A 23,787-nucleotide genomic window follows, 5' to 3' on the forward strand; every position below is an offset into this window, starting at 1 on the left:
TTATTGCAGGTGTCCACCTTCCTCCAACACCTGCATAATATCCGCCAAGGCATTAGGCTTAGCCAAGGCCTTCATTTGTACAGCCATCGTGGCCAAACGATTGTCATCATCCAGTAACCGCGCCACCGTATCCAGCATTAAGGGCCCTGTACAATCCGCATCCAAAATCATCTCAGCAGCGCCGGCATCAACAATGGCCTGGGCATTATGGGCCTGGTGGTTTTCGCTGGCATATGGGTAGGGCAATAAAACAGCCGGTAAACCACAGGCCGACAACTCTGCCAAAAATGTTGCCCCGGCGCGACCTATAGCAAGGTCTGCCGCTGCCAGGGCAAGTGGCATTTCATACAAATAATCGATAAAGACAAGGCCCGGCGTGTCCGTCGGTGATAGGCCGGTGGCTGTTAAAAGCCCCCGGGTTTCTTCATAACCATTGCGGCCACTGATAAAAATCACCTGTAGGTCCGGGCGCTGCAAAAGCTGGGGCAATACTTGTGCCATGGTGCGGTTAATGGTACGGGCGCCCCGGCTTCCGCCGGTCACCAAAAGGGTCTTTTTAGATGGATCCAGTCCGAAATGCGCTGCCCCTTCCGTCCGGGAATACCTGCCAACATCATGTCTTACCGGCAAGCCCGTTACATAAAGTGGGGTCCTGCCCTTAAACCGGGCGCGTGCTTCACTGAAATTCAGCATCACCCCATCAGCCAAAGGCGCTAAAAGACGATTTGTAATGCCCGGATAAGCGTTTTGTTCATGTAAGAACAGGCTGGCCCCTTGCCCTTTCGCGGCCAACATCACCGGTCCGCAAACAAATCCGCCGGTTCCGATGACGGTATTGGCTTTAAATTTCTTAAGAATCCGCCGGGCCATATCCAGCCCCTTAACGGTTGTCGTCAAGGTGCGCAAGGTATCTATTGACAACTGACGGTTCAAGCCCTTGGCACTGACCGCAGCAAAAGGCAAGCCTGTTTTCGGGACAATATCCGCCTCCAAGCCTGTCTCGCTGCCAATGTATAGAATATCAATTCCGGGATGTTTTTTCTGTATCGCTTCGGCGATGGCCAGGGCCGGATAAATATGCCCGCCTGTGCCGCCGCCTGTCACCACAACGCCCATACTCTGTCTCCCTTCACGTCTCGGCTAATTATAGCATGCAATGCGCAAGGATTCATGACTTTCTTTTATTGGGGCGCTGCACGTACCGCGATAAATTCAAAAGATAGCCGACCATTGCCAAGGTGACCACCAAAGAAGAGCCCCCGTAACTGATAAAGGGCAAGGCAATCCCGGTGACCGGCAGAACACCGACGGCAACGCCCATATTGATGAGCGCTTGCAGGGTGATCATGGCCGTCAAGCCAAAGACAATCAGCGATTTGTAGAAATCACGGATGTGCATGGCCAGCCAAAATCCGCGCCAAGCAAAAGCAATAAACAGCGCCAAGACACAAAGGGCCCCGATAAGCCCCAATTCTTCTCCGATGACGGCATAGATAAAGTCGGTGTGCGAGCCAAACAAGTGGCTCATCTTTTGCCCCCCGTTACCTAAACCGACACCGAAGAGACCTCCATCGCCAAAGGCGTAAAGGCTTTGCACCAGCTGAAAGCTGCCAGCCTCTATTTTATCAGGATCCATGGGGTTGATAAAGCTGGTCAACCGCATCATCCGATAAGGCTTTGCAATAACCGCCGCCACAAAAACCATCAGGCCCAGCCCCATGGTGCCAACCACATATTGCTTAGGCGCCCCGGCAATGTAAAGCATGGCAAACAAGGCACCGGCCATTGCCACGCCTGTGCCCAGGTCTTCAATTAGAACCAAGCAGGGAATAATCATCATGGTCAAGAGCGTCATGCCATATTCCGGCAAGGAATCCAGCCGGTCTCGTACGCGCTCCAGTTGTCCTGCAGCAACCACGACCAAGAGCGGTTTGGCCAGGTCAGAGGGCATAAAAGTAATGGGCCCCACAGTAATCCAGCGGTGTGCCCCGTATTGGGCTTCTGTAAAAAACGATGCCACCAGAATTAGGACAACCGAGATAAATAACAAGTAAGGCGCAATTCGCCGGACCACTTCCGTGTTCACAAAGAGCAGGATGAAAACAATCAGCAGACCGCCCACCGCCATTGTCAATTGACGCAGAAAATAATAGCCACCTTTGCCATAAAGCATAAGCGCTTCATAGGAGCTGGATGAAAAAACCATCACCAGGCCCATGGCCAGTAAAATAAGCGAAATCTGCAGCAGCATCAGGTCTGGACCGCTGTACATCCCGCGAACACGTGCCCAGTCCGCCCGGCGATAACCGCTCAGCCATCCTTTTGATCTTTTATGATTTTTCTTGTTCGCCTTTTTCTTTTTCCTGGTCTGGTGCAAACCTGGCCCCTGTGGCTGCCGGTGGTTTTTTGTTTCGGCGGTCTGGGCCAAAGTGGAAGGCGCCTTGTGAGGGTGCACCCTTTGAACCGGCTCCACCGGTTCTTTTTCCCCGCTAAGCTGTCTTACCATCGCTTCTTTTTGCGATTTTCGCCGATGATCTTCCGCTTCACTTTGGTCGGACCATCGATTTCTGGGCATCTTAGCCATCTATATCATTCACCAACTTCTTAAATAAATCACCACGCACTTCGTAACTCGGGAACATGTCCCAGCTGGCACAAGCCGGGCTCAGCAAAACAACATCACCCTCTTGAGCCGCTAAACGGGCCTGGTCAACCGCTTGTTCAAAATCATCGGCTAGGCTGTAGCGATGAAAGTCTTTTTCCTGAAAGGCCTCTATGAAGTCCCCCCTTGCTTCACCGACCAAAACAACATGGCGGCATTTTTCGTCAATCAAGGGGACCAAGGGCAGGAAAGAATTGCCCTTATTGCGTCCGCCCATAATGGCCACAATCGGCCGTTCATAGGCATTCAAAGCCTTTTCCGTCGCATCCGGATTGGTGCCTTTGCTGTCATTGACATACAAAACGCCGTCAACGGTACGTACGGCTTCCAAGCGATGGGCAACGCTTTTAAAGGTTCTCAGCTGGGCACAGATATGGGCTTCAGATGCCCCGAAGTAGAGGGCCCCTAGGACAGCAGCCATAATATTTTCTGTATTGTGACGGCCCGGCAAAGCGATATCCGCCCGGTCAATCAGGGCATGCGCCGGTTCGTCTTCAGATAAGCGAACCATCAAGCGGCCCTCTTCCTGCCACATGCCTAAGGGGGGTACTGTTTGACAGCTGAAGTACCAGACTTTACCTGGTGCCTTTTCCGCCATTTGCCGTACCCTTTCATCGTCATAATTGGCAATCAAAACGTCTTGTGGCCCTTGATTTTCAAAAATACGTGCCTTTGCTGCCCCATAGGCCGCCATGCTGCCATGCCGGTCCAAGTGGTCGGGCGTTAAATTTAAAAAGACCGCTGCATTTGCATGAAAACGGTTGATCAGTTCCAACTGAAAACTGGACAGTTCAGCCACCACCACTGCCTCGGCCGGCAGGTTCGGCACCGCTGAAATAAGCGGCGTGCCGATGTTGCCACCGCAAAAGACAGGTGCACCGAAGCCTTCCAGCAAATGGGCCGCCAAGGCGGTGGTGGTGGTTTTACCGTTGGTTCCGGTAATGCCGAACCAACGGGCAGAACTGTTTTCATAGGCCAGTTCCGGCTCGGAGATAACCGGTATCCCGGCTGCAAGTGCCGCCTGCACCGGTTTAATCCGCGGCGGGACACCCGGGCTGAGCACCACAAGGTCCGGCTTAATTTCCGCCACATCCGGCAAGCCCCAGATAAATTGCGGTTTTTTATCGGTGAAGTAGCCTTCCACCGCTTCTTTTTTTGTGACATCCGAATCGTTCAGGATGACTTCCGTATCCGCCCTGTCGAGCAAATAGGCGGCGCTGGCCAATCCACTTTTCGCCGCACCGATGACCAAATAGCGTTTCATATCTATCTCCTTAACTGCTGCAGTAAAGCCGGATCTGCGCCATGCACCACGAGCAAGGCCAACAACACGCTGATGCCGGTGATAATCGCAAATAAATAGAGGACCTGCTCTTCCTTTAAGCCACCCAATTCAAAGTGGTGATGCAGGGGCGACATGCGAAAAACACGTTTACCGGTCTTTTTAAATACAGCCACCTGAATCATTACCGACAAGGCTTCCAGCACATAAATTAAGCACAAGAGCGGCAGCAAAAGCTCCGTCTTGGTCAGCATGGCCAATCCGGCCATGGCACCGCCCACAAAGAAGGAGCCGGTGTCCCCCATAAAAATAGCAGCCGGGTGGCGGTTAAAATAAAAGAAGCCCAACAAGGTCCCCACTAAGGCCGCTGAAAACACCATCCCTGCCGGCAAGAGGAACCAAGTCGAGATGACAAAAAAGCCGATAGCGATGATGACGCTGGTGCCGCTCAACAAGCCGTCTAAGCCATCCGTTAAGTTGGCTGCATTGGTCGTGCCAATTAAAACGACAAACATAACCGCCACATAAAAGGCTGCGTTGTTCAGCGTCAGTTGAAAACCGGGCACCCAGAAATGTGGCAATAGGTCCACCATGCCAATGCCCACAGCCAAGACGATGACCACCACGATCAATTGCCCGGCAATTTTTTGCCAAGCCCGCAGGCCCAAGGAGCGATGGTGAAGCAATTTCAAGCCATCGTCCAAAAAGCCGATTAAGCCGAATAAGGTTGCACACAGGACTAAAAAAACCGAGTAACGGTTAATCCCATTGCCGATAAAAGTGGCCAAGGCCACCGCCGGCAAAAAAACGACGCCACCCATGGTGGGCGTTCCTTGCTTTTGCAAATGACTCTGCGGCCCTTCTTCACGAATTTCCTGGCCTAATTTAATCCGCTTTAATAAGGGGATCAGCCGACGCGTTGCAAAAACCGCAACAAGAAATCCGATAACCAAGGCCAATATCGACAGTAAAAAATTCAAAATAGCTCCCTCCAGACGTCAGACCAAGCCGCTCACAATCGCAGCCATATCCATGCTGTGACTCCCCTTTACCAAGAGGACCGCATCAGATGGTAAATGCGCCTGCAAATACGCCAGCGCTTCCTGGCTGTTATTGACGGTCACCACCGACTCAGCGGCAACACCGGCAGCCAAGGCTGCCTTAGCGGTATCTTTCGTCAATTCACCGACACAAATTAATTTTTCTAATCCCAATTGGGCGAACTGTTGGCCCACAGCGCGATGGCCTTCTGTTTCATAAGGGCCCAATTCATACATATTGCCAATGCAAGCCCAGCGCGGTCTATCGGTATAGCCGGCCAAAATGGCCAGCGTTGCTTTAACCGACGCAGGGTTGGCATTATAACTGTCATTTAAAATAAAGCCCTGGCCATGCGCAATTTTTTCCATACGATTGGACGACAGTGGCGTGGCTTCAGCCAAGGCTGTACGGATCGTTTCAGGCGACTCGCCCAGTGCCAGGGCTGTGGCAATGACCAGGAGAGCATTCTCCACTTGGTGGCGGCCGGCATAATTTAACCGCACAGCAAAGGGTTCGCCTCTACCGCAAAAAACAAAGTCGCTGTATTCGGTCGAAAGCTGCAGGTCTTCAACCCAATAGCCGCCGTCACCAGGCGCACCGTCCATGGCTGTCCACAGCGTATCCGCCAAGGCTTCCGGCAAATACGGGGCCAAAAGCGGCTTGTCCGATTCCCGTACTGCAATTGTACCATTTTGCGACACATATGGGAATAATTCTGTTTTTGCTTTTGCAATTCCGGCTTGACTGCCAAGAATTTCAGCATGCACAATGCCGATGTTGGTCACCAGCGCGTGGGTGGGACGGGCAATCTCCGCCAAAAAAGCGATTTCGCCAAAGTCGGACATGCCCATTTCCACCACCAGCATTTCCGTAGACTCTGTCAGCCGGGTGAGCGTCAAGGGCAGGCCCAGTTCATTGTTTTGGTTTTCATGCGTCACCACGATTTGGTGGTGTCGGCTTAGAATATGGGTCAGCAGGTCTTTGCTGCTGGTTTTGCCCTGGCTGCCGGTAACGGCAATCACCGGCCCATTAAACCGGGCGCGCATGAGCCGGGCAAGCTTCTGGATAAATTCAAGGCCGTCGCCAGCCACAATCTGACTCGCTTTAGACCGCTCTATATCGCCAGCTGCTACAAAGGCCACTGCCCCTCGCTCCAAAGCAGCGTCTATATAGTCGGCCCCGTTCACCCGGGCACCTTTTATGGCCACGAACAAATCTCCCGGTAAAACCTCTCGACTGTCAAATACCACCCGTTGCGCTTGTACCGCTGCACCGCGATGCGCGTAGCCCAGCGCATGTGCCAGTTGTTCTGTGTTTAATTGATACATGGGTCACCTCAATATTATCTGATAAAACGAAGAAGCCGGGTCCTCGGCAAGGAAAACCCGGATCATTCTTCTAGCTATGAAATCAATTCACCTCAAGGATTCGGAGGTGATCCTGTTGACGTCTGTTTTGCCTTGGTTTTTGCCGCAGCCTGGGCGGCTTTTTTCTTTGCTTTGGCCGCCTTTTCCTCTTCTACGTTGCGAATTTCGGATTGTTCAGCTGTTGATGCAAACTGCACCGACACACTGCTGCCGACGTTGACACGACTGCCGGCGGCCGGGGTTTGGTACCAGGCCAAGCCGCTGCCTTCCAAGGCTGCCTGTAAGCCGAATCCGGACAGGATATGGTCTACTTCTTTAAGCGTCATTCCCGAAAAATCAGGCAATGTTACTTCTTTTGCATCCGGTTCGCTCAAATAAGCGCGCACCTTATCACCGCCGGACACTTGCGCACCGGCCAAGGGTAAGGCGCTGACCACCTGGCTCCCTTCACCGACAAAGTCAACAGTGAGGCCGGCTTTTTGAACGGCTGCCTGGAAGCTGTTCACGTCGATGGGATAGGACACCTTCGGCATCTTGGTCAAATTCCCTGTCGAAGGTTCTTCAATGCTCTTATCCGGTAGCGATGACGGGATTTCATAATACCGCATGACGTCTTTCACAATGGCCGAAAAAACAGGGCCGGCAACGGTCCCACTGGAGGCATTCGTCCGTGGGCTATTCACAATGACAATGCAGGAAATCTTAGGATCACCTGCCGGCGCAAAACCGCCAAAGCTCATAATGTAATCGCCTTTTTCATAGCGGCCTTCACGCGCAATCTCAGCTGTCCCGGTTTTACCGGCTACGCGATAGCCGGGCACAGCCGCCTCTTTCCCAATGCCTTCCGTCACAACAGCTTCCATCATTTCCTGGACCTGTTCGGCGCGCTCCTTGCTTAAAATTCGGCGCACTTCTTCCGGTTTGTTTTGACGAACGGTTTTCCCTTTACGGTCTGTAATTTTATCAACAATTTGCGGCTTCATCAAGGTCCCACCATTGGCGATGGCCGATATGGCGTCAATCATTTGAATCGGCGTGTAGGCATTTGCCTGACCAATGGCCATAGCCGCCAAGTCCAAGGGAACTGCCTGGTCTTTTGGCACCAGGACCGGGTCTGATTCAGCCGGCAAGTCAATATTGGTCTTGCGGGTAAACCCGAAACCGTGCAGGTAATCGTAAAACCGTTCCTTGCCCAAGCGGGCCACGCTTTTTGCCATCACAATATTGCAACTCATGGCCACGCCGGAACGCAGCGTCATGGGACCCTGACCGTCCGGGTAAGTCCAGCACCGCAACTCATGGCCGTCAATCATGATACTACCCGGGCAGTTGTACTGACTTTGTGGGGTGGCCACATCATCGTCCAGGAACATGGAGGCGCTGACCACCTTAAAAACAGAGCCGGGCTCGTAAACTTTTGAAATGGCCGCATTTTTCCAAGTGTTTTCGTCTGATTTCCCATAATTATTCGGGTCAAAATCCGGCAAGCTGGCCATGGCCAGAATATTACCTGTATCAACTTCCTGGACAATACAGGTAATCTGTCGGGGTTCATATTGTTTCGCAGCTTTCGCCAATTGTCGCTCCACAATGTATTGGATGGTCCCGTCAATGGTCAAGTAAACGTCATCGCCGGCTGTGGCCGGCGTTGATTCTCGAATTGATTGCGGGATAATGTTGCCCTTGCCGTCATATTCCACCAGTAATTTCCCGGGATTGCCGGCCAGCACATCGTTAAACTGTAATTCAACACCACTCAAGCCTTGGTTATCGATCCCGGCAAAACCCAGGACCTGGGAAGCCAGGCGTTCTTTCGGGTATTCCCTTTTGTTTTCATCCGTAAAGCCCACACCGCGGAAATCTTCTTTTTCCAATTTTTTCACGGCAGCCGTATCGGCATGCCGTTTCAGCCAGCGGAAATCGCTGTCTTTCGTATTCACAGCCGTTTCCACATCTCTTTTAGGAATGGCCAAGGTCTCTGCCAGTGTGTTAATAACTTTTTCTTTGTTTTTCAACTTGCGAATTTCAGAAGGGGTAATGTAAACGGATTTGCGCTTAACGCTGATGGCCAGGGCCTCACCCTTGCAATCGTAAATCAATCCGCGATCCGGCATGATAGAAACTTCCTGCAAACGATTGGACAGGCTCATGCTGCTATAGGCCTCATTGGCAAAAACTTGCACATAGAGCAATTTCGCCATAATCAAGAAGCCGATGACAAAAGCAATGCCCATGATGACGCCGATACGATTTTTACTGTTCATCCGCGTCCCCCAGCGGTGGCTTCATCAGCCTCTTTTTTTTGCGCATCAACGGTGGCTTTCGACGGTTGATAGGTTAGGACCTTTTCCGGCATCACCATGCCCAATTTATCCGTTGCCCGTTTTTCAATCCGCGACAGGTTGCCTAAGGCAGCATACTCCTGCTCCAGTTGTTCGTTGACCGCTTTAATTTCTGAAAGCTTTGATTGGGCTTCACTGACCCGGTAGCCCATCGTCTGGACGGCGCTGTATTGGGCTGCCACCAAGAGGCCCAAGAGGAAAATCAAGGCAACAGCACGCAGCCGCGGAAACCTAAAAAAAGTACGAGACGCGGCCGCCGGTTTAGCGGTTTCGGCCTTGTTTTTCTTAAGCCGTAAAGCCCGTTTGTAGCGCAGGTCCGGTGCCGTTGTGTCAAATCCATTGACCCGGCCCTTGTAGTCATTATAATAGCCTGACTGCGTCATCTTTATCTCTCCTGTCAGATGATTTTTTCAACGACGCGCAACTTCGCACTGGCAGCACGTCGATTGTTCTTTAATTCATGTTGTCCGGCTGTAACCGGTTTCCGCGTAATGATGCGAACTTCCGATACTTTATCGCAGGTGCAGACCGGTAATTTCGGCGGACAAATACAAGAAGCCGCCAAGTATTTAAATTTATTTTTAACAATACGATCTTCTAAAGAATGAAAGGTAATAATTGCCAATCGACCGCTGGTTTTTAGCGCCCCGACCAGGTCATCAATGGCTTTTTCCAAGGCCCCCAACTCATCATTGGTGGCAATACGGAAGGCTTGAAAAGTGCGTTTGGCCACATGGGTGTCTTTTTCACGGGCGCCTTTGGGAATTGCCCGCTCAATAACATCAACCAGCTGAAAAGTGCTTTCAATCGGCGCCAGGGCCCGCCGTTCACAAATAATATCGGCAATTCGAGCGGCCCACTTTTCTTCACCGTATTCCTGGATGATGCGCCGCAGGTCTGCCTGGGGAAGGGTATTGATCAAGTCTTTGGCGCTTTGACCGCAAGTCTGATCCATCCGCATGTCCAGGGGGGCATCGTGCATGTAGCTAAATCCGCGAGACGGGGTATCAATTTGCGGTGAAGATACACCGATGTCCAGTAAGATGCCATCCGCCCCATCGGCATAATGGGTCTTAATAAAGCCGGCCAGTTCTGTATAATTGGCGTGAAAGCTGAGCAAGCGAGAGCCATATTCGGCCAAATTTTCCCGCGCTGCCGCAAGAGCAATTTCATCGCGGTCCGTGCCGATCAATTGACCATCCGGCGCCGACGCTTCAAGCAAGAGCCGGGCATGACCGCCCCCGCCCAGGGTGCCATCTGCGTACTTGCCGCCCGGTTGAACGGCCAAGTAACTGATGACTTCGTCCGCTAAAACCGGTATGTGTTGAAACATAGATCCTCCTATAACCCAATATCAAAGGGCTCCATCAGCTCAGCCAATTGTTCAAAAGAACCGGCGTTGCCGGCCTCATAGGCTTGCCAGCGCTCAGTACTCCAAATTTCAATACGTTCGCTCATGCCGATGACCACCACATTTTTTCCCAAATCCGCATACGTTTGTAAGCCTTGCGGAATGGCGATACGCCCCTGCTTGTCACAGTCCAGTTCACTGGCACTGGAGAAAAAGAAGCGCGTAAAAGAGCGGGCGTCCTGGCGCGTAAGCGGCAAATGGGCCAACTTTTCAGAAAGATTTTGCCAGGCGTCAATAGGGAAGATAAAGAGACAGCCATCCAAGCCCTTGGTGATGACGCAACGATTTCCCAACCCATCGCGAAATTTGCTGGGGACAATCAGACGGCCTTTGGCGTCTAAACTGTGCTGATATTCGCCTAAAAACATTCTGTCATCCCCTTTCTGACTTTTATGCGCCCTTTTCCACCCCTTTTACTCCACTTTACACCACTTTACACCACATCGCCAAGAATATCCAGTCCCCACGCCGTCCAGGGATTTCCAAGACATATGTTCCGAACGTTCTTTCCCATCAAAAAAGCCGACCTATAGCGGTCGGCTTGTAAATAAGTTTTAGTTATACTTTTCGATTAGATAATTTGATTGATAAACCGGTCATACAACCACGTTTTCCGGTTTCCCCTGTAAGAAGGCTTCGATATTGCCAAAGACAATATGTGCGCGCTTGACAAAGGCTTCATCCGTTGCAAAGGCCACGTGCGGCGTCAATAGGGTATGGGGGGTATCGAAGAGCGGATTGTCCGCTTCCAAAGGAGGCTCCGTGTAGAAAACATCTACCGCTGCGCCACCGATGGCGCCCGCTTTTAAGGCTTTGGCCAAAGCATCAATATCCACAATCGGCCCACGAGCACAGTTGATCAAAAGTGCCGTTGCTTTCATTTTTGCCAATTCATCAGCACCGATAAAGCCACGGGTTTCTGCATTATTCGGCAGGTGAATTGAAACCACGTCACTTTCGGTCAAGAGCGTGTCCAAATCAACGAATTCACAATTGGGCACCTCTTTTTTACTCCGGTTAAAGGCAAGGACCCGGCAACCGAAGGCATTGGCCACTTTAATGACTTGTTGACCAATGGCACCGGCACCGATGACCCCGAAGGTAAGAGCGGATAACTCCTGGCCCACCAAGCCGTCTTTCGTGCCGCCTTTGCGCACCACCGCGTCACATTCGCGAATATTGCGCAGTAAGGTAATGACCATCCCGAAAACAAGATCCGTTACCGCTTCGTTAGAATAACCGGAGGCATTGCAAACGGTAACGCCCCGTTCTTTAAACACATCCACCGGAATATGATCAAAGCCTGTGAAAGCGACAGCCAAGAGTTCGATTTTTTCCAAAGACCGAGCCACTTTTTCACTCATCGGCTGGTTGGCAATAACAACGATTTCCGCATCTTTTGCGCGTTCAATCATTTCATCGTCATCTTTTGCCCGGCTGTCATAAAGCACCAGCTCAGCTTGTCCGCCAAGCTTTTCATCAACCAACCGGTGCAGCAGGTCATCTGAAACCGCCAACGGTTCCAATACGACAATCTTTTTCATAAAATCACCTTTCTTTCTGGCACGCCAATTGATTAAAATATACAACAATTCTGTCTGCGGCGCAATCCCACTGTTTAAACAAATAAATGTTGCAGCAGCTCACCCGGCTCATGAATAAAGCATTCACCACCGGCCGACCGCAATTCATTTTCAGAGCGAAATCCCCATAAGCAGAAGATTCCCCTAAGGTCTGCCGCCAGGGTCGTGGCCACATCCACTTCCGAATCTCCGATATAGCAGACTTCTTCAGCCGATAAATTAAAGGCTGCCGGCATCTGCAAGAGCACCGTCGGATCCGGTTTTCGCGGTGCCTCAGCCCGGTGGCCCAAAACCAGGTCAAAAACATCCGGGAAATAATGTTGAATCAAGTCTTGGGTGGCCTTATGGGGCTTGTTGCTCAAAACACCCAGCCGATAGCCGGACAGTTTCAGCGTTTCCAAAAGATCTACAATGCCCGGATAGGGTTTTGTCTTGTTCATAAGCCCGTTCATATAATACTTCATAAAGTGTTCATGCACTTGCGCAATGGTTTCTGCATCGGTATGGTCGGGCACGGCCTGGCGAATTAAATTGCCAACACCGTTGCCCACAAACCGACGCACCTCTTCCAGGCGGCGCTCCGGAAATGAAAAATCTCGCAGTGCGGCATTAACGGCATCTGCGAGATCGTTCAGTGTATCCAAGAGCGTACCGTCAAGGTCGAAAACAATACCTTTGACCGTCATACGACACCTCTTTTATTATGATTTTTTCTGTACCTTGCCAACGATAAAGAGCAAAACAACAGCCCCTAAAACAGCTGTACCAATGGTCGGCACATTAATACCGGTGAGTTGTCCCTTGTCAATCAGTGACAGCAAAAAACCACCGATAAAGCCACCGGCAATCCCTACACCAATGTTTGCCAAAGCACCCATTTGTGCATTTTTGCCCATAATCATGCTGGCAATCCAGCCGGCCAAGGCACCTACAATAATCCAAGAAATAATGCCCATGATAAAACCTCCTTTATTCCTTCACTTTATTCGACAATTTTTATATAAACACTCTGCGAAAACTTTAAACATAACTTACGGTCAGAACAAAAATTCTTTCACCTAGCTTGCGCCTACCCATAAATAAAAAAGCGCCGCCCGAGGCAGCGCTAAAAATTAATCCTCTTTAGGGTGGACACGTTTCAGCATCAGTGATAAGACCAAACCAACAACACAGGTGATGCCGGAAGAGAGAAAGACAGCGTCCACACCCATGAGGGTGGCTCCCTGTACAGACATTGACCCAGAAAAGAAAGCCGTCACCCGTTCATACAGCAAGGTAAAAACCGATAAAGACAGACCGGTAATCATCAGCTTAACCCAGTTGATTAAGGTAGACCCGTCATCGCTGCTGGCTTTGGGCAATTCACGCATGCCATGGTCGGTAATGGGCATGCCCAAAAGGCCGATGCCCAAGTAACGGAAGCAAAAGAAAATCATGGCCACGGCAATGGGCGTGGTCAGCTTCATAAAGCCCAAGGTCACACTGCCGATGACAATCGCAATCCAGCCCAAAATAATAACCGTCTTGGAAGGCATCCGGTCATACATGGCTTGGGCCACCGGGGCGCCACCGACTGAAAAAATAGCCGGAATGAGCAGGAGCAGTCCCATGGTCAGTGGGCTGTAGCCCTTGACCACTTGAAAGTAGATGGCAAAAATAAAGGGCCCCAGCGCCAGCCCCATGGACAGGAGGGCATTGCCAATTAAGGTCAAGGTGTACTCCCGGTTGCGCATCACTGTAAAATCCAATACCGGATTTTCCAACTTCAATTGCCGGCGCACAAAGCAAACAATAAAAATGCTGCCACCGACAAGCATCCCCAGTACAATCGGCGAGCTAAAGCCTAGGTTGGTGGCCAAGCTAAAGGACAGCAAGACCGGTAAGCAACCGATGGCAACCAGGCCGAAGCTGAGCCAGTCGACTTTTTCACTGCGGTCCGCCAGCTCTTTCGGCAAATAGTGCATCGCCAGGAAAATGGCCACAAGCCCCAGGGGAACGTTAAACCAAAAAATCCATTTCCAAGAGGCCACCGCTAAAATAAGCCCCGCAATCACCGGTCCCAGCGCCGGCCCTAAAGAAAGGCTCATATTCTGAACGGTCAGGTACAGGGATTGACGGTGACGCGGAATGTAGCTGTAAATGATGATCATCGTCGTCGGGATCAGGGCCACACCGGCCAGGCCTTGTACGGCCCGCACCACCACCAAAAGATAAATGTTCGGCGCCAGGCCGGAAACAATCGAGAGCACCACATAAGCACCCATGCTCATAATAAAATAACCACGCAGGGTAAACAGTCTGGTGAAATAGCCGGCCAGGGGACTGACGACCCCCATTGCCAAGGTATAGCCGATGCTGATCCACTGAACCAGGGTCACCGACGTTTTAAATTCAGTCATAAAGCGTGGCACTGCCACGTTCACCGACGATACATTAAACAGAGCCAAAAAAGCGGCAATGAGAATAATGCCCCCCATTGCCCGCTCTCTTTTCCGGCTTTCCAGGGCCGTTTGCGTCGGCGTTTTTTTATTGGACACCTTATCTCCCCCTTCTTCCTTCAACAACCCGCGGCCGCTCACCCCAATCCTGACTGATAACAAGATCTGTAAAGCCGGCCCTTTCAAAAATAGCCGATACCGCTGCCCCTTGGCCGGCGCCGATTTCACACAAGAGGTAACCGTCCGGCTTCAAATAGGCCGGCGCCTCTTTGACCAGCCGCTTGTAAAATAAGAGCCCGTCGTCGCCCCCCCACAAGGCCCTGTGCGGTTCACGCAGAACTTCCGGTGCCAAGGTTTCCATCTCCGCCGTGCTGATATAGGGTGGATTTGCTGTAATGAGGTCAAAGCTTTCCCCCTGCCAGGGGGCAAACAAATCTCCGCAGCGCAAGGTCAAGTCAAGGTCCAACCGCCGAGCATTGTCCTGAGCCACTTCCAAGGCACCGCCGCTGATATCCGAAGCATATACCTCGGCCTCAGGACAGGCCCGAGCCAAAGCAAGGGCCACCGCCCCGCTGCCGGTACAAAGGTCTAAGATGCGTCTGCAACCGCCTTGAGCCTTCTCTGCAGCCCGGCCCACTAAAATTTCCGTATCAAAACGGGGAATCAGCACACGGTCATCAACGCATAAGCTAAAGTCTGCAAAGGGCGCTTCCCCCAATAAGTACTGAAGCGGCGTATGCTCGTGCAGAGCCCCTACATCTTTTTGAAAGGCTTCTGCTTCTTCCGCCGATGGTGCGTCGTCTAAATGGGCCAAGACAGAAGCCCGGCTCATACCCCGTACCTTAGCCATCAACCGCTCTGCTGACAACCGTTCTGCAGGGCCCAGCAGGTCAAGGGCATCGGCCAAAAGGCGCCGCCATGTTTTAGAGGTCACGGGCTGCCTCATCCAGTTGGCGCGCCTGGTTGGTGGAAACCAAGGCATCAATCAGCTCGGTCAGATGACCATCCAATACCTGGTCCAACTTATGTAGGGTCAAGTTGATCCGGTGATCGGTGATCCGCCCTTGGGGGAAGTTATAGGTGCGGATCCGTTCGCTCCGGTCTCCGGAGCCGATCATGGAGCGACGGGCTTCAGCTTCTGCGCCGTGCTGTTCGGCCATTACTTTTTCATAAAGGCGGCTTTTTAACACCTTCAGCGCCTTTTCCTTGTTCATCTGCTGGGATTTTTCATCCTGGCAGCTGACCACAATCCCGGACGGTTCATGGGTGACGCGAACGGCGCTCTGGGTGGTGTTAACACTCTGCCCGCCCGGCCCGGAGGAACAAAAGACGTCTACACGCACATCGTTCATATCCAGGTCCACTTCCACGTCTTCAGCTTCCGGCAGCACAGCAACCGTTGCCGCGCTGGTATGAATGCGGCCACCGCTTTCCGTTGCCGGGACCCGCTGCACCCGATGAACGCCGCCCTCAAATTTCAATTTTGAATAGGCCCCCTTGCCGACAATCATAAAGGTAATTTCTTTATAACCACCGCCATCGGTCATGTTAGAGTTCATAATGTCCACTTTCCAGCCGCAATCCTCTGCATACCTGGCATACATCCGGAAAAGATCGCTGGCAAAGAGAGCCGCCTCATCCCCACCGGTACCGGCGCGAATTTCCATGATAACGTTGCGTTCATCATTGGGATCCTTGGGCAAGAGCAGGACATTTATTTTTTCTTCCAAGGCCTGAATCTGATCGTTCAAGCTGTGCAACTCTTCCTTGGCCATTTCGACCATGTCCGGATCGTCTTCAGCCTCAATGATTTCTTTGGTATCTTCTTTTTCGCTCAATAAAGCGCTGTAAGCCCGCCAGGCCATCACCACATCTTCAAGGTCGGCACGGGCTTTAGCGGTTTTGCGAAATTCCTCTTGATTAGCCAGGAGGGCCGGGTCGGCCATGGCCAGATTAAGCTCTTCAAAACGTTTATCTAATGCAGGAAGTTGTTCAAACATGGTCGTCTCCTTTTGAGCTGATGGTTTACAAAAGAATGCCCCTGACAAGTCCAGGGGCATATCTATTTTACGCGTATTATTCGCTCTTGGCAAGCCTAGGCCTTGTAGGTCTCAACCAAGGCCTTTAAAGCGTCGGCGTGATTGACAACAAACTGTTCCCAGGGTTCACCTGAATCCTTTTGCTGAGCAATCAAATCAGTGAGGAAGGCCTCTACATCCTTAACGGAAAGGCTGCCGATGTTTTCACCGATAATGGCACCGGCCGCATCGCGGCAAGCTGACCCGCCAATGACCACTTCATAAATATCGTTGGCAAAATCATTATGATCAGACTTTTTGCCCCAGAAGCCCAAGGGCTTTACCTGATGACCGGAGCAAGAATTCATGCAACCGGAAATGCCGATTTCAGGCAGCTCTTCCGCATTAAAGCGGCGCAGCACGGCACTTAAAGCCGAGTTATGGGCCAGGCCGAACCGGCAAAGGTCAGCACCAACACAGGCAATGTGAGACTGGGCCGCCCCGATGCCGAATTTTTCCATCAGAGGGGCCAAGGCATCCAAGAGCGCCAAAGCGTCATCGCCTGCCAAATCGCGGACCACCACTGCCTGGTCTGCAGCCAAGGCAAGTTCCGGACGGTATTCCAAGTAATTGACAAAATCATCCAGGGCCGCTACAAACTCATTCGGTACGATACCGGCGGGAATTGGCAGGTAAAGGCTGTAAATCCCTTCAAAACGCGTGGCCCGCAAGTTGGGGTGGTTGGCGTCAATCCCTTCCCCCCAATCCCGCTTGCGCAGGGCATTTTGCGGCAGACCGGTCAAATTTTTTGCCTTAACGTCATCATAAGCCTTATGAAAGGCGGCGACAAAAGCTTCCTCGCCCATTTTGCGAATGGCAAAACGCATCCGTTTTTTACCGACCTTGCTCTCTGCAAATAAATCAATGAACACCTGCGCATAAGCCTCCATGACGCGCAAGATATCCCCTGCCGGAACAAAGTCTAACAGCTGGGCAGCCAGACGCGGCATGGCCCCTAAGCTACCCCCACCAACGACGGCAAAACCGGGTTCACCCTTATCATTGCGTTTGGCAATGAAGCCCAGATCCGCATAGGACACCGTTTCCAGAGCACCCGGTGATGATGTCATAGATGTTTTTAATTTACCCGGCACCTGGGCAGCCCGTCCCAGGCCACTGCTTTGCCAATCACTGATCGCCAAGGCATAGGGATAAATGTCAAAAACTTCATCACTGCGCAAACCGGAATCCCAATTGATGACAATATCTCCTTTTTTACCAACCGGCTGAAATCCGGCTTCCGTTAAACGCGACAAGAGTTTTTCAGCCAAGGCTTTATCGGCGCCGTAAATGCGCGCGTTTTGACGTGTGGTAATGCGCAAATCCAAGTCCGGATAATCGTCCAAAATCTGCCGCAGGGTATGCCATTGGCTAACGGACATCCGGCCGGCAGCCAAATGTGCCCGCACGACCACGTGCTCCGCATCCCGTTCCCAATACGTCCCCGGCAGGGTCGGCGCATCGTATCGATTTTCTTGTGTCATTTGCTCCTCCTCATGGGCTTTTGCTCCAACTCACTTACAAATGTTCTGCTTGCCACCGTTAAGATGTGGTCTACTGTGTCTTTTGTCACTCTATCAATGGGGATAAAGGGCGCCGGTGGAATCGGATGATCGCCAATATGGCGTTCAAATAGGACTAAATCCAGCCAAGCGCCTCGCTTGTAGGCCACTTTCGTGTACCTGGCAATCGGTGTAAAGCCCAGGCCATAGTGCAAGCCGGCGCTCGGCTCATTGTCCCTCACAATCATGCCATAAACGGTTTGAACATGCTGGTACTCCAGCAGTTGAATCACCGTTCCGTATAAAAGTTTACCCAAGCCGTAACCGGACCAATCGTCATCCAGGTAAATGGACAACTCTGCACTCCAATCATAGGCCGGCCGGTCGCGATGACGATGGGCATAGGCATAGCCACATATTTCATCGCCCACTTCCGCAACGACGTATGGATATTGGTCAATAATGGCCGCCACACGCGCCTGAAAGGCAGCAGACGTTGGCACTTCTTCCTCGGTGGTCAGCCAGGTCATGCTAATATAGGGGCGGTAAATATCCAGCAATGCATCGCTGTCCGCCAGCCTTGCCAACCGTATGCGAGCGATATCTTTCATGCCGGTTCCGACTCCTTTCGGATATTAACTGCGCACCGGGGCCGGGCAGGCCTTGTTCACCGGCAGCGCGTCCGCTTCTTTTTCTGCCTGGCGAACTTTTTCCAGGGCTGTTAAGGCCACTTCCAGCATGTCTTCATCCGGTTCTGCCGTTGTCATCCGCTGGATCTGTAATCCCGGCCAAGCAATGGCCCGCACCGCCGCCGAATCCATATGGCGTCCGGTCCACTTGAGCAGCTCGTAGCTGATGCCTGCAATCACCGGCAAGAGGACCACCCGGGAGACCAGGCGCAAGAAAATATTGTCCACCCCTGTAAAAGAGAAAACGAAAATGCTGATGATCATAACGATAAAGAGAAAGCTGGTGCCGCAGCGGGGGTGCAACCGCGAAAAATGCGCCGCTTCACCAGGCACTAAATGAGCTCCGGCTTCATAGCAATGAATGCTCTTGTGCTCCGCACCGTGGTATTGAAAGACCCGACGAATATCCGGCATCTGGGCAATAAGAAAAATGTACAGCAAGAATACACCGACCCGCAACACACCCTCTAAAATATTTTGTGCCAAAGTACCGCTAACGATTCCATTGGCGGCATGTGCCAGGAGCACCGGCAGAAGGAAAAATATGCCAATGGACATGACCAAGGAAAACATGACCGTCAAGGCCATTTGCCAAGGTTTTAAGGCCTCTTCCTCTTCTGTCCCGCCACTCAAATTCACATTGGTTGACCAGCTCAGCGCCTTCATGCCGATCACGATGGACTCAACCATGTTCACGCTGCCGCGGATCAAGGGCAGTTGCAAAATCGGATGCCGGTCGCCCCAAGGAGAAATGGGTTCAACCACACTTTCAATCTGCCCGCTATCTAATCGTACGGCCATGGCCTGATGATGTTTGCCACGCATCATCACCCCTTCAATCAACGCTTGTCCGCCGTAAGATTTTTGCATAAAAACCGCCTTTCATCTGTCTTGCAATCTGGTCAGTCCACGGCAATCAATTGCCGGGCTCCGGGAATTTTTAATCCCCAGTGGTAGAAATTGGCCACCAGCTGGATGGTTTCAGCACCATTCGGTCGTTTTTCCGCTTCTGAGAAATAGGGGGCCAGGTCTTCTGTCAAAATCCCTTTCTGACTTAAATACCCCCTGTAGGTATCAAAATCATCCGGCAGGGAGACGCCCTCAAGCTGTGCCGCGGCCCGGGCCATCGTCCCAATGACTTGGCGTACTGGAGGATCATCGTTCACTTGAATTGCCGGCTCCGGCGGAAAACCGAGTTTGCGCAAAGAACCGTTGAGCATATTCTGATAGCGATTTTTACTCAAGGGTTCATCCAGCTCGTAATTGTTGTCATATCCGCCGCCCAAAAAGCCTAGACTGCGGAGCGTTTTAAGGCCCGGATAGGCCCAGTTGTCCATAACCGCTTCTTTTGTCTGCTGGTGGTTCAAATTGACCCCTTGATCTCTTAACCGTTTCTGTAAGGTCTTAATGTCTGCCTCACTGTAGCATAGTTCACGCGGCGTCAGTTTTTTCTCTCTGGCCAGGGCAGCTGCTGCACCGGCCGCTTGTCCGCAGGCCATCCCGGTCGGTACGATGCGCGCACTGCCGGCTGCCATAGAGCGGAAACCGGCGCTGCGCCCGACAACGAAAAGATGGTCAACTTTTTTCGGCACCAAGGATTTAAGCCCAATACCGTACTGGTCCGGGAAGCCGACAACAATGCCGAAAGACTGGGTCTTGGTCGGTTGAACATCTACCGGGTAGCTCGTCACGGCAATCATATCCGGCTGAGGCCGGTTTTCCAGCACATCGTCAACGGTCAACATATATTCACAATCAATATGGCGGCTCTCCCGCACGTACAATTCTTTTGCGGTCGTGGCCAACTCAGCCTTTTCAAAGCCGACACAGGTTTTCTTCAAATAAGGGACAATCCGCTCCAATTCTTTTTTACCACGGGCAATGCCGTCGGCCCGACTTTTGGGATCCAGCGGATTGACATCAAATATGATCAAAGCATTGAACAAGACCGTTCCATTTTCCTGGCGGCTCATATTGAATCCGCGCAGGCGAATGGCGTCATTGCTCGGCTTGTAGTCATAGCCTTCCCGAAGATAGCCCCAGGCTAAGTTATCCTTGGCGCCCATGTCCGTTGAACCGCCGGTGACTTCCCCCTTGGCCCTCTGCACGTTCAGGTGACGTGTGATCTTATCCCAGTTCAGCCCTTTCAGACCGAAGACCAGGGTCACCCCCATGGCCCGGTCTTTTTCACCGATGTCTTCCCCGGCATAGGTGTAAGGCGCACCGGCTGCAGCGGCAACATCCGCATCGGTGGTGGCATCAATAATAACATCTCCACGATAAGTCTTATCTTTGCCGTCTTCTTTGACGGTGACGCCACGCAAAATATTGCCATCCATCAGGGGCTTATCAAATTGACTGTTCATCCGCAGGGTTAAATTTTCTTCCGCTTGAACCATATCTAAAAAAGTTTTATGAGCTTTTTCCAGGTCAAATCCGGACCCGCCGACCGCTTTGAAAAATTCATCGTAAATGCCATAGACCAATTGCTTGCCAGCACGTGTTTCCGGCACGTCAATAAAATTCAACTCACCGTCCGTATACAAACCGCCAAGCTGGTCAGATGCGCACAAGAGAAGGGTTTGTTGCCCGTTACGAGCCGCTGATACGGCTGCGGAAATCCCTTCCGGATCCCCGCCGACAACAATCACATCGTAATTGGAGGCCACTTTTTTGGCATTCGTCACCCCAGAGGCACTCGATTCCTGGTCACCGCTCTTGCCCAAAGAGCAACCGGTCACCAGCAGCGACGCCATAAGTAACAAGGCTAGGGCACTGGTTAAACGTTTTTTCATCTGCAATTGACTCCTTTCACATTTAAGGCGGCAGCGGTCATGGGTTTTCCACTGCGCCGCACCGTCTCCAACGCCAGGACGTCAATCGAATCAATAACATCTTCATCCGGCAATTGTAAGTCATGCTTTAAAACAGATAATTCCGTACAGCCTAAAATCAAACATGTGGCGCCCTTGCTGCGCAAGTGGTCGGCCACCTCTTCAAATTCCGCTAAAGAAACCGGGCGTCCGGCTTTGATGCCATCGTAAATAATGTGCATCAGCTTGGCCTGCATCTCAGGCGAAGCCGTCACCCAACTGCAGCCTGTTTCTTCGGCAGCCTTTTGATAGCTCTGTGTCATGATTGTCCCGTCAGTGGCCATGATGCCGATGCAAAGCGGCGCCTTAGCCGCACAAGCAGCGTACCGCAAGGTTTCCCGCACAATATTGACGACCGGAATATCCACAGCCGATTGGATGTCTTCATAGAAATAGTGGGCTGTATTGCAGGGAATGACAATAAAGCGACACCCTTGCGCCGCCAATTCATGCGCATCTTCAATCATCAAAGGCAGGGGGTCCTTATCGGAAGCCCCTGAAATATACGCTGTGCGATCGCCGATGGTGCAGTGGTTGAAAATAAGCATATTGATATGCGCCTGATCGCAATCAGCTTCTGTAAAATCAATCACCCGCTCCATAAAGTAAGCCGTCGCAGCCGGGCCCAGCCCGCCAATAACCCCTACAGCATCCCGCATAACGTTTCCTCCTTAAAAGTCGGAACAACCGCCATTATTTTTTATACCCTCAATATTGTATAAGTGGAAAGCCTATCCGTCAAGCAAGGTAAAAAAACGTCTTTCACCGACCTATCGGCAAAAGACGTTTACTGGTTGACGGATAAAGCTCCCTTAGTCCTCTTCAATGTGGTTGGTGGCTTCAATCTCTTCTTCGGTCATGAGTTTGCCAACCATCGCTTCCCCATCTTTTCCTTGACGATTGTAATAATCCACCAGAGCCGCCTTGATGGCCTGTTCAGCCAGGACGCTGCAGTGAATTTTATTGGCCGGCAGCCCGCCCAGGGCTTCTACAACCGCAGCATTGGACAACTTAATGGCTTCTGAAATCGGGTGATGTTTAACCATTTCGGTGGCCATAGAACTGGTGGCGATGGCCGAGCCGCAACCGAAGGTTTCAAAAGAAATATCTTCAATGATATCGTTTTCAATCTTCAGGTACATTTTCATAATATCGCCGCACTTGGCATTACCAACTTCGCCAATGGCATTGGCATCTTCCAGGATGCCGACATTCCGCGGGTTTCTGAAGTGATCCATAACTTTATCTGTGTACATAATGAACTCCCCTTCCTATGATCAACAGCGAGATAGCGCTGTTTGTTTACTTTTTCAGGTTATCGTCTTCCATAATCATCCGTTGGTTTACTTTATCCCAGACCGGGCTCATATTGCGCAAGCGCTCAATAATGGCCGGCACGTGCTCTAAAATGTAGTCAACTTCTTCATCCGTATTGTTTTCACTGACGGTCAGACGCAAGGACCCGTGGGCAATGGCATGCGGCAGGCCCAGGGCCAAGAGCACGTGAGAGGGGTCAAGGGAACCGGATGTGCAAGCCGAGCCGCTGGAAGCGCAAATGCCATAAGCGTCCAGCATCAGCAAGATGGATTCGCCTTCAATGCCTTCAAAAGACAGGTTTGCATTCCCCGGTAACCGCGGAGAACGGGTCCCGTTTAACCGCGTTGCCGGAATTTCCAGCAATCCGTCAATCAAACGGTCACGCAAGCGCTTGCAGTGTGCGCTGTTTTCTTCCATATGGGCAACCGCATCGGTAATGGCTTGGCCTAGGCCCACGATAAAGGCCGTATTCTCTGTGCCGCCGCGGCGTCCACGTTCTTGTCCGCCCCCATGTAAGAGGTTTTCAGGCATAAGGCCCTTGCGAACATATAAAACCCCAATGCCTTTCGGCGCGTGAATTTTATGCCCGGAAAGAGACAGCATGTCAATGCCTTGTTCCTTCACATTGATGGGCACATGGCCGACGGCCTGGACCGCATCGGTGTGCAGGATAATCTTCTGTTCATGGCAGACCTCTGCAATTTCCGGAATCGGGAAAATGGTCCCAACTTCATTATTGGCATACATAATACTGACCAGTCCGGTCTCCGGACGAATGGCACGACGAACGTCTTCCGCCGTAACCAGACCATCTTGATTGACCGGCAAGTAGGTCACCTCAAAGCCTTGCGTCTCTAAAAATTGCGCCGTGTGCAGGATCGCATGGTGCTCCACATTGGTGGTAATAATGTGCGTCTTGCCCCGTTTTTTCATCTGCACCGCATAGCCCTTTAAGGCCCAGTTATCCGATTCGGTACCGCAAGATGTAAAGAAAACTTCACGCGGTTCACAGCCCAAGGCTTCGGCCACTTGACTGCGGGCCTTGGCAATGGCCGCTTTCGGTGCTTCACTGATATGATAAAGGCTGGACGGATTTCCGTAAACCTCTTTCAAATACGGCATCATTGCTTGTAAAACGCTGTCGCTCACCGGGGTGGTGGCAGCATTATCGACATATATTGTTTTTGCCATTATTTTTACAC

At 51.7% G+C, this 23,787-nt stretch carries 22 protein-coding genes; all 22 read right to left on the reverse strand.

Going from position 1 to position 23,787, the window contains the following annotated elements; all coding sequences use genetic code 11:
- Positions 1-1,116, reverse strand: a complete 1,116-nt coding sequence (gene murG / locus BLQ16_RS07525) for an undecaprenyldiphospho-muramoylpentapeptide beta-N-acetylglucosaminyltransferase (protein WP_091792126.1) — start codon at positions 1,114-1,116, stop codon at positions 1-3.
- A gap of 52 nt (positions 1,117-1,168) precedes the next feature.
- Complete coding sequence (locus BLQ16_RS07530) at positions 1,169-2,575, reverse strand: FtsW/RodA/SpoVE family cell cycle protein (protein ID WP_159428038.1); 1,407 nt, start codon at positions 2,573-2,575, stop codon at positions 1,169-1,171.
- Between the two features lies 1 nt (position 2,576).
- Positions 2,577-3,926 carry a UDP-N-acetylmuramoyl-L-alanine--D-glutamate ligase gene (gene murD / locus BLQ16_RS07535; RefSeq protein ID WP_091792128.1) on the reverse strand — a complete coding sequence of 450 codons (1,350 nt, stop codon included), beginning with the start codon at positions 3,924-3,926 and terminating at the stop codon, positions 2,577-2,579.
- A 2-nt stretch (positions 3,927-3,928) separates the two neighbouring features.
- Positions 3,929-4,924, reverse strand: coding sequence for a phospho-N-acetylmuramoyl-pentapeptide-transferase (gene mraY / locus BLQ16_RS07540; protein ID WP_159428039.1), 996 nt, complete (start codon positions 4,922-4,924; stop codon positions 3,929-3,931).
- A gap of 18 nt (positions 4,925-4,942) precedes the next feature.
- Positions 4,943-6,313: a UDP-N-acetylmuramoyl-tripeptide--D-alanyl-D-alanine ligase gene (locus BLQ16_RS07545; RefSeq protein WP_091792130.1), complete on the reverse strand. Its 1,371-nt coding sequence runs from the start codon at positions 6,311-6,313 to the stop codon at positions 4,943-4,945.
- A 92-nt stretch (positions 6,314-6,405) separates the two neighbouring features.
- Positions 6,406-8,616, reverse strand: a complete 2,211-nt coding sequence (locus BLQ16_RS07550; protein WP_091792131.1) for a penicillin-binding transpeptidase domain-containing protein — start codon at positions 8,614-8,616, stop codon at positions 6,406-6,408.
- Positions 8,613-9,077 carry a septum formation initiator family protein gene (locus tag BLQ16_RS07555; protein ID WP_091792132.1) on the reverse strand — a complete coding sequence of 155 codons (465 nt, stop codon included), beginning with the start codon at positions 9,075-9,077 and terminating at the stop codon, positions 8,613-8,615. The genes BLQ16_RS07550 and BLQ16_RS07555 overlap by 4 nt, the downstream gene beginning before the upstream one ends.
- Positions 9,078-9,091: 14 nt before the next feature.
- A complete protein-coding gene (gene rsmH, locus BLQ16_RS07560; RefSeq protein WP_091792133.1) occupies positions 9,092-10,027 on the reverse strand; it encodes a 16S rRNA (cytosine(1402)-N(4))-methyltransferase RsmH in 936 nt (311 codons plus the stop codon).
- Positions 10,028-10,035: 8 nt separating this feature from the next.
- Complete coding sequence (mraZ, locus tag BLQ16_RS07565) at positions 10,036-10,473, reverse strand: division/cell wall cluster transcriptional repressor MraZ (RefSeq protein WP_091792134.1); 438 nt, start codon at positions 10,471-10,473, stop codon at positions 10,036-10,038.
- Positions 10,474-10,701: 228 nt separating this feature from the next.
- Complete coding sequence (locus tag BLQ16_RS07570) at positions 10,702-11,649, reverse strand: NAD(P)-dependent oxidoreductase (protein WP_091792135.1); 948 nt, start codon at positions 11,647-11,649, stop codon at positions 10,702-10,704.
- A 74-nt stretch (positions 11,650-11,723) separates the two neighbouring features.
- A complete protein-coding gene (locus BLQ16_RS07575) occupies positions 11,724-12,374 on the reverse strand; it encodes an HAD family hydrolase (protein ID WP_091792136.1) in 651 nt (216 codons plus the stop codon).
- 15 nt (positions 12,375-12,389) lie between these two features.
- Complete coding sequence (locus BLQ16_RS07580) at positions 12,390-12,644, reverse strand: GlsB/YeaQ/YmgE family stress response membrane protein (RefSeq protein WP_091792137.1); 255 nt, start codon at positions 12,642-12,644, stop codon at positions 12,390-12,392.
- Between the two features lie 156 nt (positions 12,645-12,800).
- Complete coding sequence (locus BLQ16_RS07585) at positions 12,801-14,225, reverse strand: DHA2 family efflux MFS transporter permease subunit (protein ID WP_091792138.1); 1,425 nt, start codon at positions 14,223-14,225, stop codon at positions 12,801-12,803.
- 1 nt (position 14,226) lies between these two features.
- Positions 14,227-15,060: a peptide chain release factor N(5)-glutamine methyltransferase gene (gene prmC / locus BLQ16_RS07590; RefSeq protein WP_159428040.1), complete on the reverse strand. Its 834-nt coding sequence runs from the start codon at positions 15,058-15,060 to the stop codon at positions 14,227-14,229.
- Complete coding sequence (prfA, locus tag BLQ16_RS07595) at positions 15,050-16,126, reverse strand: peptide chain release factor 1 (RefSeq protein WP_091792140.1); 1,077 nt, start codon at positions 16,124-16,126, stop codon at positions 15,050-15,052. The genes prmC and prfA overlap by 11 nt, the downstream gene beginning before the upstream one ends.
- A gap of 95 nt (positions 16,127-16,221) precedes the next feature.
- Positions 16,222-17,688, reverse strand: a complete 1,467-nt coding sequence (locus BLQ16_RS07600; protein WP_091792141.1) for a nitrite/sulfite reductase — start codon at positions 17,686-17,688, stop codon at positions 16,222-16,224.
- Positions 17,685-18,317, reverse strand: a complete 633-nt coding sequence (locus BLQ16_RS07605) for a GNAT family N-acetyltransferase (protein WP_091792142.1) — start codon at positions 18,315-18,317, stop codon at positions 17,685-17,687. The genes BLQ16_RS07600 and BLQ16_RS07605 overlap by 4 nt, the downstream gene beginning before the upstream one ends.
- A 24-nt stretch (positions 18,318-18,341) precedes the next feature.
- Entirely contained in the window at positions 18,342-19,265 is a 924-nt protein-coding gene (locus tag BLQ16_RS07610) for a DUF1385 domain-containing protein (RefSeq protein WP_091792143.1), read from the reverse strand.
- Between the two features lie 32 nt (positions 19,266-19,297).
- Positions 19,298-21,190 (reverse strand): FAD-dependent oxidoreductase, encoded by a 1,893-nt coding sequence (locus tag BLQ16_RS07615; RefSeq protein WP_091792144.1) that lies wholly within the window; start codon positions 21,188-21,190, stop codon positions 19,298-19,300.
- Positions 21,187-21,927, reverse strand: a complete 741-nt coding sequence (gene cuyB / locus BLQ16_RS07620; protein WP_091792145.1) for a cysteate racemase — start codon at positions 21,925-21,927, stop codon at positions 21,187-21,189. The genes BLQ16_RS07615 and cuyB overlap by 4 nt, the downstream gene beginning before the upstream one ends.
- Before the next feature lie 153 nt (positions 21,928-22,080).
- A complete protein-coding gene (gene nifU, locus BLQ16_RS07625; RefSeq protein WP_091792146.1) occupies positions 22,081-22,527 on the reverse strand; it encodes a Fe-S cluster assembly scaffold protein NifU in 447 nt (148 codons plus the stop codon).
- Positions 22,528-22,570: 43 nt separating this feature from the next.
- On the reverse strand, positions 22,571-23,776 hold the full coding sequence (gene nifS, locus BLQ16_RS07630; RefSeq protein ID WP_091792147.1) for a cysteine desulfurase NifS: 1,206 nt from the start codon (positions 23,774-23,776) through the stop codon (positions 22,571-22,573).
- Positions 23,777-23,787 lie beyond the last annotated feature (11 nt).

Origin of the sequence: Peptococcus niger (assembly GCF_900101835.1) — a bacterium.
GTDB lineage: Bacteria > Bacillota > Peptococcia > Peptococcales > Peptococcaceae > Peptococcus > Peptococcus niger.

Coding starts and splice junctions, on each gene's coding strand:
- murG (WP_091792126.1), bottom strand. CDS start 1,116: ATGGGCGTTGTGGTGACAGGCGGCGGCACAGGCGGGCATATTTATCCG.
- BLQ16_RS07530 (WP_159428038.1), bottom strand. CDS start 2,575: ATGCCCAGAAATCGATGGTCCGACCAAAGTGAAGCGGAAGATCATCGG.
- murD (WP_091792128.1), bottom strand. CDS start 3,926: ATGAAACGCTATTTGGTCATCGGTGCGGCGAAAAGTGGATTGGCCAGC.
- BLQ16_RS07545 (WP_091792130.1), bottom strand. CDS start 6,313: ATGTATCAATTAAACACAGAACAACTGGCACATGCGCTGGGCTACGCG.
- BLQ16_RS07550 (WP_091792131.1), bottom strand. CDS start 8,616: ATGAACAGTAAAAATCGTATCGGCGTCATCATGGGCATTGCTTTTGTC.
- BLQ16_RS07555 (WP_091792132.1), bottom strand. CDS start 9,077: ATGACGCAGTCAGGCTATTATAATGACTACAAGGGCCGGGTCAATGGA.
- rsmH (WP_091792133.1), bottom strand. CDS start 10,027: ATGTTTCAACACATACCGGTTTTAGCGGACGAAGTCATCAGTTACTTG.
- mraZ (WP_091792134.1), bottom strand. CDS start 10,473: ATGTTTTTAGGCGAATATCAGCACAGTTTAGACGCCAAAGGCCGTCTG.
- BLQ16_RS07570 (WP_091792135.1), bottom strand. CDS start 11,649: ATGAAAAAGATTGTCGTATTGGAACCGTTGGCGGTTTCAGATGACCTG.
- BLQ16_RS07575 (WP_091792136.1), bottom strand. CDS start 12,374: ATGACGGTCAAAGGTATTGTTTTCGACCTTGACGGTACGCTCTTGGAT.
- BLQ16_RS07580 (WP_091792137.1), bottom strand. CDS start 12,644: ATGGGCATTATTTCTTGGATTATTGTAGGTGCCTTGGCCGGCTGGATT.
- prfA (WP_091792140.1), bottom strand. CDS start 16,126: ATGTTTGAACAACTTCCTGCATTAGATAAACGTTTTGAAGAGCTTAAT.
- BLQ16_RS07600 (WP_091792141.1), bottom strand. CDS start 17,688: ATGACACAAGAAAATCGATACGATGCGCCGACCCTGCCGGGGACGTAT.
- BLQ16_RS07605 (WP_091792142.1), bottom strand. CDS start 18,317: ATGAAAGATATCGCTCGCATACGGTTGGCAAGGCTGGCGGACAGCGAT.
- BLQ16_RS07610 (WP_091792143.1), bottom strand. CDS start 19,265: ATGCAAAAATCTTACGGCGGACAAGCGTTGATTGAAGGGGTGATGATG.
- BLQ16_RS07615 (WP_091792144.1), bottom strand. CDS start 21,190: ATGAAAAAACGTTTAACCAGTGCCCTAGCCTTGTTACTTATGGCGTCG.
- cuyB (WP_091792145.1), bottom strand. CDS start 21,927: ATGCGGGATGCTGTAGGGGTTATTGGCGGGCTGGGCCCGGCTGCGACG.
- nifS (WP_091792147.1), bottom strand. CDS start 23,776: ATGGCAAAAACAATATATGTCGATAATGCTGCCACCACCCCGGTGAGC.